Here is a 244-nt window from a genome sequence, read left to right as displayed (position 1 = left end):
ATGTGGATTTTATCGCAGCCCACCGTGGGTTGGCGGCGGCGTTCAATTCGGGCGATCCGGCGCTCGAAGGATTGCCCGCACATTTCCAGGAGCGGCTGGGCCCCCTGGTTCAGAAACTTCTGGACGCTGCGGCCGCGAGCGGCGAGATACGCTCGGGAGTGATGGCGAACGAGCTCCTGCACGGCATCGGGATGTTATGCGTGCCACCCATGTGCGGCGAGCCAACTGATCCGCAGCGGATGGT

Annotated in this window: 1 pseudogene; it reads left to right on the top strand. The window is 63.9% G+C overall.

Going from position 1 to position 244, the window contains the following annotated elements:
- A pseudogene (locus tag PY649_RS35000) lies at window positions 1–244 on the top strand (TetR family transcriptional regulator); the annotation flags it as partial.

The organism is Rhizobium mayense, from assembly GCF_030272705.1.
Taxonomy (GTDB): Bacteria; Pseudomonadota; Alphaproteobacteria; order Rhizobiales; family Rhizobiaceae; genus Rhizobium; species Rhizobium mayense.
This window is presented reverse-complemented; position numbering and strand designations above follow the sequence as displayed.